Source organism: Actinotalea sp., from assembly GCF_041597215.1.
In the GTDB taxonomy this organism is placed as follows: domain Bacteria; phylum Actinomycetota; class Actinomycetes; order Actinomycetales; family Cellulomonadaceae; genus Actinotalea.
This window is the reverse complement of sequence record NZ_JBFHHB010000150.1, coordinates 1-8,218: the sequence shown is the minus strand read 5'-3', so window position 1 is coordinate 8,218 and position 8,218 is coordinate 1. Positions and strand designations below refer to the sequence as shown.

Genomic DNA, 8,218 nt, shown 5'->3' with positions numbered 1-8,218 from the left:
CGTCGAGGACGACGAGCTCCGGCGAGAGGGCGAGCGCCCGCGCGATCGCCACGCGCTGGCGCTGGCCGCCCGAGAGCTCGTGCGGGAGCCGGGAGGCGAGCGCCGAGGGAAGCGCGACCTGGTCGAGCAGGGTCGCGACCCAGGTGCGACGGGTCTTGGGCGTCCCCCCCCGGTGCACCCTCATCGGCTCCGCGATCGACTTCTCGACGGTGTAGCGCGGGTCGAGCGAGGCGTAGGGGTTCTGGAACACCGGCTGGATCCTGCGCCGGAACGCGAAGAGCTCTCGACGGGACAACGGGGCGATGTCCACCCCGTCGAAGAACACCTGCCCCTCGGTCGCCGTCTCCAGCCCCAGCACGATGTTGGCCGTCGTGGACTTCCCGGAACCCGACTCGCCCACCAGGGAGACCGTGCGTCCACGCGGGATCGTGAAGCCCACGTCGCTCACGGCGGCGAGCTCGCGGACCGCCCCGGTGCGTGGCGCCCGCAGCAGGTAGGTCTTGGAGAGCCGCTCCACCCGCACCAGGGGCGCGTCCTGCGACCGCGTCTGCGCGCCGGCCGCCGGTTCGGCGGCCCGCTCGGAGGCGGTCACCCGCGCCGGCCGGGACCACCGGGTCGAGGTGAGGCTCGGTGCCGCGGCCAGCAGTCGCCGGGTGTACTCGTCCTGGGGGGAGTCGAGGATCCCCTGCGCCGTCCCGGACTCCACCACGCGCCCCTTGTTCATCACGACGATCGTGTCGGCACGTTCCGCCGCAAGGCCCAGATCGTGCGTGATGAGGATGACGGCGGTCCCCAGCCGTCCGACGAGCGCGTCGAGCTCGTCGAGGATCTTCCGCTGCACGGTCACGTCGAGCGCGCTGGTGGGCTCGTCCGCGATGAGCAGGCGCGGACGGCAGGCGAGCCCCATGGCGATCAGCACCCGCTGCCGCATGCCGCCGGAGAACTCGTGCGGGTACTGGTGCATCCGCTGCTCCGGGTCCCCGATGCCGACCATGTCCAGGAGCTCGATCACCGCCGTCTGCGTCGCGGCACCGGAGGTCTTCCCGTGCACCTCGAGGGCCTCGGCGATCTGCTCACCCACCCGCATCAGGGGGTTGAGGTTGGACATCGGGTCCTGCGGGACGAAACCGATGTCGGCGCCACGCACGGCGATCATCTCGCGCTCGCTGAGCGAGGCCAGGTCCCGACCGTCGAAGAGCACCTGCCCGCTGGTGATCCGACCCGTGCCCGGGAGCAGGCGGTTCACCGCTGCTGCCGTCGTGGACTTCCCCGAGCCCGACTCGCCGACGACGGCGACCGTCTGCCCGGCGAGGACGTCGAGGGTCACCTCGTTCACGGCGGCGACCTCACCCGCGCGGGAGCGGAAGGCGACGGAGAGGTCACGGATGGACAGCAACGGGGTCGGGTCGGTCACGACATACCTCGGCTCGGCTCGGGGGCGGGACGGAAGGAGGACGGAGCGGTCGGGTCGAGCGCGAGACGCAGGACCTCGCGCAGCAGGAGCTCGGTGGGGACGGGGACGCCCCCGTGCAGGAGTCGGTTGGTGCCGAGGGCGACGGCCACCTCGGCACCCGGGACGAAGGCCATGGCGGCGCCGACGAAGCCGGGGTGGCCGAGCGCGACGACCTCGCGGCCGCCGAGGTCGAGGGTGTAGCGCCGGAACCCGAGGGCCTGCTGCCACGGCTGCCGACCGTCGCCTGCGGCCTGCTCGGCGGCGCCGAAGAACACGTCGAGCACCTCAGGGGCCCAGAGCGACGGCTCCTGCCGGGCACGGCCGAGGGTGACGGCCAACCGCAGGAGCTGCGGGACCGTCCCGAACAGCCCGGCATGGCCCGAGACCCCGTCGAGCGCGTGGAAGGCGTTGCCGTCATGGACCTGGCCCTGGATGAGGCCCGTGCGCCACCCGGCGAACCCTGCGGAGACGAACGGGACCGGGTACGGGATCCCCGAGTCGATCATCTCCCGTTCGACCCGGTCGTCCAGGGCGCTCGCCGCCACGGGGCTCCCGGGCTCCGTCCCGTAGCGGAGGTCGACGCCGAGCGGCTCGTGCACCAGTGTCCGCACGGCGCTCGCGAGGGGAAGGCCGGTGACCGCTGCCACGATCCGCCCGAGCTGGACGAACCCGAGATCGGAGTAGCGGTGCCGGGATCCCGGCCGGTCCGTGAGCGGGAGTGCGTCCACCACCGCGTGGGCGGCGCGCGGCGCGGCCCCTGGCCGGGCCTCGAGGTAGAGCGGCCACCACGCGGCCATCCCCGAGCGGTGCGCGAGGAGGTCCCGCACCGTGATGTCCCGCTTGGCGCCCTCCCCGAAGGTCGGCAGGAGGCCGGCGGCCTGCTGGTCGAGGGAGAGCAGCCCGTCGGACACCAGGCGCATCACGGCGGCCGTGGTCCCCGCGACCTTGGTGACCGAGGCGAGGTCGTGCCAGGTGCCCGTCGTCATCGGCTGGTCGGTGCCGACCGAGGCGGAGCCCGCCGCGGCGACGCGTGTGCCGTCCCGGGTGTGCACACCGAGCACGGCGCCGATCGGTGGCAGGGCGCTCGCCGGTGCCGCACCGGGCACCTGGGTGACGAGTCGGCGCGCGAGGTCCTCGAGGGCGATCGCGGTCATGCCGGGACCTCCGATCGGCTCGGCGACCCGCGCCCGGCGAGTCCGTCGATCCCCAGACCTGGGCGGTCCGAGAAGACGATCCGAGGGCCCCGGTACCTGATCCCTCCGCGCACCGGCGCCGTCGACTGCCAGAGCCCCGCGTCCAGGTCGTGCGTGCGCTCGCCGTCGGGCCCCGGCAGGCTCGCCGCGAGCGCTGCCGCCGCACCGACACCCACGGCGCTCTCCATCATGCAGCCGATCACGACCCCGAGCCCGTGCTCCGCCGCGCGCCTCGCCATCCGCCGCGCCCGGGCCGGGCCGGCGCTCTTGGCGAGCTTGAGGTTGACGAGGTCCGCAGCGCTCCGGCGGATCAGCTCGTCCAGGTCCTCGCTCGTGCGCACCGACTCGTCCGCGAGCACCGGGGTCGCCACGCGCGCGGTCACGGCGGCCATGCCGTCCAGGTCCCGGGCACGCACAGGCTGCTCGACCAGCTCGAGGTCGACGCCGGCGTCCTCCCAGTGGCGGATGATGCCGACCGCCTCGTCCACGCCCCACCCCTGGTTCGCGTCGGCGCGGAGGCGGACCTGCGGGCCGACGGCCTCGCGCACCGCGGGGAGCGCTGAACGGTCGTCGCCGCCGGCGCCCACCTTCAGCTTGATCGTCCCGAAGCCCGCCTCCGCCCAGCGGACGGCGTCGTTCACGAGGGAGTCCGTGCTCCCTGCGGAGACGGTCACGTCGGTGAGCACGCCGTCGCGCGTGGCGCCCATCGTGCCGGCGAGCGTCCGGCCGGCCCGGGTGGCGGCGAGGTCGAGCACGGCGCACTCCACGGCCGAGCGCGCGGCGGAGTTCTGCACGAGCGCCCTCGACAGGTCGAGGTCGAGGTGGTCGAGGCCGTCGAGCGAGCGCCCGATCACCACCTCGGCGATCGGTCCCTCGACGGCGCTGCGCACGCTCTCGGGCGACTCCCCTGTCACGCGCCAGCTCGCCGCCGCCTCCCCCCAGCCGCTGGTCCCCTCCTCGTCCACGGCCTCGACGAGGACGACGGGAATGCTGTCCGCCCGACGGATCGCGGTGACGAAGGGGCGCACGAGCGCGAGGGAGGTGCTGTGCACCCGCAGCTCTCGCACCACCGGGCTCATCGACCCTCCCGCCCGAGCGTGCGCGCGAGGCGCAGCTCCGGCTCGCCGAACTCGGGCTGCGTCCGCTCCTCACCGTCGGGCTCCCAGCCGAGGTGCCGGTAGAACGCCAGCGACGGGGCGTTGTCCCGGAACACCCACAGGGTCGCCGAGCGCGCGCCCGATCGCTCGAGCCGCTCGAGCGCGGCGTCCATCAGCAGACGGCCCACCCCCATGCCCTGGGCCTGCGGGCGGACGTAGAGCGAGGCGAGATGTCCGGTGCCGGCGACGACGGGAGCCGTCCTCGCCACGCCGAGGAGCTGCTCCGGTGCAGCAGCGTGCGCGACGAGCAGGTCGCCGGGCTCCGACTCGCTCACGACCCGCCCCCACAACGCATGCGCCTTCTCGTCCGTCATCAGGTCGACGGTCCGCTGCGGGAGCACGGCGGCGTAGGTCTCGCGCCAGCAGCCGAGGAAGACCGCGACGATCTCGTCGAGGTCCCCCGGGGTCGCAGGGCGCACGCGCACGTTCTGCATCTGCCGCCCCTACCTGCCGTCGACGAGCGCCAGGGAGCCGAGGGGCACCTCGAGCGGGTCCGGCAGGACGAGCGGGCCGGACCCGGGAGTGATGCTGCCCAGGATCCGCGCCTCGCGGGCCCCGGTCCCGGCCGGAAGGGTGCCGGGGACGCCGTGCACCGTGCACCAGCCGAGCAGTGCGAAGGCGATCGCCTCCTTCTCGTCGGCCGGGGCGCCGAGATCGTCGGAGAGCAGGACGTCGACCTCCGGGAGAGCCGCGCGCAGCCCCGCGAGGAGGACGGGGTTGCGGCAGCCCCCGCCCGAGGCGACCAGCGTGCTCACCCCTGCCCGGCGGACCTCCGCGGCGACGGTGCGCACGGTGAGCTCGGTGAGCGTGGCGAGGAGGTCCGCGTCGCTCGGGTCCGTCCCCGCCCGGTCGAGGGCAGCGTGGACGTAGGCGCCGTGGAAGAGCTCCTTCCCGGTGCTCTTCGGCGCGGGCAGCGCGTAGTAGGGCTCGGCGAGCAGGACGGCCAGGAGGGCCTCGTCGACGGTGCCGGCGGCCGCGATGGCGCCGTCCCGGTCGTAGCCGAGCGGGTTGAGCCCCCGTTCGACGACGACGGCGTCGATCAGTGCGTTCGAGGGGCCGATGTCATAGGCCAGCAGGTCCCCGCCCGGCCCGACGACCGTCATGTTGGAGATGCCGCCGAGGTTGAGCGCCGCGCGCGTGCCCGGTACGCCCGCCAGCAGGAGGCTGTCGAGGAAGGAGACCAGCGGGGCGCCCTGCCCGCCCACCGTGAGGTCCCGCGCGCGCACGTCGGAGACGACCGGCGCCCCGGTGGCCTCGGCGATCCACGCGGGCTGGCCGAGCTGGAGCGTGCCGAGGGCAGCGCCGTCCGCGATCCAGTGGAAGACCGTCTGGCCGTGCGAGCAGATCAGGTCGACCGGTCCGCTCTCCTCGACGACGGCGACTGCCGCCCGGGCGAAGGCCTGACCGATGAGCGTGTCGAGCTCGCAGACCTCTGCGAGCGTCGTCGGCGCCGGCGGGAGTGCCGCCACGAGCCGGGCGCGGAGCTCTGCCGAGTAGGGCGTGCTCCCGGTGTGCACGACCGTCCCCGTGAGACCTCCCTCCGCGTGGACGAGGTCGACGACGGCGGTGTCGATCCCGTCGTGCGAGGTCCCTGAGATCATGCCGAGCACCCTCATGCCGTTCCCTCCAGGACGTCGCGCAACCGGCCGCCGACGGCGGCGAGCCTCTCCTCCGCGTCCTCGGGAGCGAGCCCGAGGCGGAGCATGAGCACCGCGTGCTTGACGCGGTACCCCGTTCTCTCGAGTGCGAGAGTCGCCGTCGGCCGGTCGACCCCCGCGATGGCCCGCACGATCCGGACGGCGCGCTCGCGCAGCTTCGCGTTCGAGGCGCGCACGTCGACCATGAGGTTCCCGTAGGTCTTGCCGACCTGGACCATGGTGATCGTCGAGAACATGTTGAGCACGAGCTTCTGCGCCGTCCCTGCCTTGAGCCGGGTCGAGCCGCTGATGAGCTCAGGGCCGACCTCGATCTCGATCGCGTGCTCGGCGACGGAGCTGAGCTCGGCGCCGACGTTGCACGACAGGCCTACGGTGAGCGCGCCGCGGCGCCGTGCCTCGGCGATCGCGGCGACCACATAGGGCGTGCGGCCGCTCGAGGCGATCCCGACGACGGCGTCCATCGGGCCGATCCCGGCCTCGGCCATCGCCTGCTCGCCCAGCTCCGCGTCGTCCTCCGCACCCTCGACCGCAGAGACGAGGGCCACGGGTCCGCCGGCGATGATCCCGACGACCCTCTCGGGCTCGGTCCCGAAGGTCGGCGGGCACTCGGAGGCGTCGAGCACCCCGAGCCTGCCGGGCGTCCCTGCGCCCACGTACACCAGCCGGCCACCCGCCCTGACCCGCTCGGTCACGGCCTCGATCGCCGGGACGATGCTCGGCAGGGCACGGGCCACGGCACCGGGGACGGCCGCGTCCGCTGCGTTCATCACGGCAGCGAGCTCGGCGACCGACATCCGGTCGATCGCGGCGAGCTCCGGGTCGACCGCCTCGGTCGACAGGTTCGCCAGGCCGCGGAGGCTCTCGTCGATCGGCATCATGCGCCCCTGTTCCGCGGGTCGAAGACGTCCCGGAGCCCGTCGCCCAGGAGGTTGAGGCCGACGACCAGCAGGACGACGACGGCGCCCGGCGCGGCCATCGACCACGGCGCCACCTGGACGAGGGTGCGGGCCTCGAAGATCATCGAGCCGAGCGAGGGCGCCGGAGGTGGCGTGCCGAGCCCGAGGAAGCTCAACGAGGCCTCGGTGAGCACGGCCCAGGAGAGGGACAGCGCGACCTGCACGATGAGGATCGAGGTGAGGTTCGGCAGCACGTGCCGGATCATGATCGCCGTGCGGCTCTCCCCCGTGCTCGTCGCGGCCCTGACGAACTCGACCTCGCGCAGCGAGAGGACCGGCCCGCGAGTGACCCGGACGAAGATCGGGACGTAGACGATCGCGATGGCGACGGCGACCGTGAACCAGGTCCTGGTGAAGACCGAGGCGAGCGAGAGCGCGAGGAGCAGCGGCGGGAAGGCGAAGAGGATGTTCGTCAGGCCGCTGATGAGGACGTCGGGCAGCCGCCGGAAGAAGCCCGCGACGAGGCCGCCTGCGGTGCCGACGACCGTCGCGAACGCCACGGCGACCACGGCGATCAGCGAGGAGTTCGCCACCCCCGCCGCGACCCGGGCGAACACGTCGCGACCGAACTGGTCGGTGCCGAACCAGTGCGCGGCCGACGGTCCCTGGAGACGGGCCAGCGGGTCCTGGGTGATCGCGTCGTAGGGCAGGAGGCCGGTGACGGAGAGCAGGGCGACGACCATGAGCACCGCCGTCAGCAGCATTCCGGAGAGCCCGCTCCTGCTGCGCAGCAGGGCGCCCATCTGGCCCCCGGCGGCGCCGGGAAGGACGTGCGAGACGTCGGTGATCGCGCTCATGCGGCACGCACCCGGGGGTCGATCAGCCGGTACAGCACGTCGGTCAGGAGGTTGACCAGGACGAACGCCACCGCGATGACGAGCACGGTGCTCTGCACCACTGCGTACTCCTTCTGCTGGATGCCGAGAAGCACCTGCCTGCCGATCCCGGGGATCGAGAAGACCTGCTCCACGACGACTGCGCCACCGAGCAGGTAGCCGAACTGCAGGCCGGTCATCGTGACGATGGGGACCAGGGCGTTGCCCAGGATGTGCTTGGCGTAGAGCCTGCGCACCGGGACCCCCTTGGCCCGCGCGGTGCGGACGAAGTCCTGGGACCGCACGTCCAGGACGGCCGTCCTGGTGGTGCGCATGATGGGCGCCCCGATCCCGAAGCCGAGGACCAGCGCGGGGAGCATGAGCTGCTGGAGGTTGAGCAGCGGATCCTGGGTGAGCGAGACGAAGACCTCGCCGTTGGGGTTGTAGCCCCACACCTGGGCGAGGGTCGACAGCAGGACGGTCGCGAGGAGGAAGGCGGGGATCGACAGCCCGCCGAGGCTGACGACCTGGCCGACGACGTCGCGAGCCGACTCGGGCCGCGACGCCCCGAGCATCCCGAGCGGGACCCCGATCAGCAGGCCGAGGACGATCGAGAGCAGCGCGAGCTCGAGGGTGACCGGCAGGGCGTTCGCCGTCATCTCCAGGACGCTCTGCTGGGCCCGGGAGGAGAACCCGAGGTTGCCGCTGAACAGGTTCCCCAGCCAGCTGAAGAACTGGGTGACGAGGGGCTGGTCGAGCCCGTAGTAGCTCTCGAGCGCGGCCCGCTGGGCCGGGGTCAGTGCAGCGGCCTCGGTGCCGAGGCCCGCGGTGATCTGGTTCCCCGGGATCGCGCGCAGCATGACGAAGACGAACACGGCGACACCGAGGAGGGTGACGACCATCTGCGTCCCGCGGCGCACGACGCTGTGGTGGAGGACCTGCCGGAGCATGCTGCCCCTCTCGTCAGGGGGTGGGGGGGGGGGGGG

At 73.3% G+C, this 8,218-nt stretch carries 8 protein-coding genes; all 8 read right to left on the bottom strand.

What is annotated here, in order from left to right; genetic code table 11:
- The coding region (locus ABWK99_RS11035) for an ATP-binding cassette domain-containing protein (RefSeq protein WP_372594754.1) at window positions 1-1,414 on the bottom strand (1,414 nt) is incomplete at its 3' end.
- The gene (locus ABWK99_RS11030; RefSeq protein ID WP_372594753.1) at window positions 1,411-2,607 is read right to left on the bottom strand and encodes a serine hydrolase domain-containing protein; all 1,197 of its coding nucleotides are present in this window, start codon (window positions 2,605-2,607) and stop codon (window positions 1,411-1,413) included. The genes ABWK99_RS11035 and ABWK99_RS11030, both read right to left, overlap by 4 nt.
- Window positions 2,604-3,725: a mandelate racemase/muconate lactonizing enzyme family protein gene (locus ABWK99_RS11025; protein ID WP_372594752.1), complete on the bottom strand. Its 1,122-nt coding sequence runs from the start codon at window positions 3,723-3,725 to the stop codon at window positions 2,604-2,606. The genes ABWK99_RS11030 and ABWK99_RS11025 overlap by 4 nt, the downstream gene beginning before the upstream one ends.
- Window positions 3,722-4,237, bottom strand: a complete 516-nt coding sequence (locus ABWK99_RS11020; RefSeq protein ID WP_372594751.1) for an N-acetyltransferase family protein — start codon at window positions 4,235-4,237, stop codon at window positions 3,722-3,724. Before ABWK99_RS11020 ends, ABWK99_RS11025 begins: the two co-directional genes overlap by 4 nt.
- A 9-nt stretch (window positions 4,238-4,246) precedes the next feature.
- Complete coding sequence (locus ABWK99_RS11015; RefSeq protein WP_372594750.1) at window positions 4,247-5,404, bottom strand: anhydro-N-acetylmuramic acid kinase; 1,158 nt, start codon at window positions 5,402-5,404, stop codon at window positions 4,247-4,249.
- Between the two features lie 11 nt (window positions 5,405-5,415).
- Window positions 5,416-6,336 carry an N-acetylmuramic acid 6-phosphate etherase gene (gene murQ, locus ABWK99_RS11010; RefSeq protein WP_372594749.1) on the bottom strand — a complete coding sequence of 307 codons (921 nt, stop codon included), beginning with the start codon at window positions 6,334-6,336 and terminating at the stop codon, window positions 5,416-5,418.
- On the bottom strand, window positions 6,336-7,214 hold the full coding sequence (locus ABWK99_RS11005; protein ID WP_372594748.1) for an ABC transporter permease: 879 nt from the start codon (window positions 7,212-7,214) through the stop codon (window positions 6,336-6,338). The genes murQ and ABWK99_RS11005 overlap by 1 nt, the downstream gene beginning before the upstream one ends.
- Window positions 7,211-8,182, bottom strand: a complete 972-nt coding sequence (locus tag ABWK99_RS11000) for an ABC transporter permease (RefSeq protein WP_372594747.1) — start codon at window positions 8,180-8,182, stop codon at window positions 7,211-7,213. Before ABWK99_RS11000 ends, ABWK99_RS11005 begins: the two co-directional genes overlap by 4 nt.
- Between the last annotated feature and the right edge of the window lie 36 nt (window positions 8,183-8,218).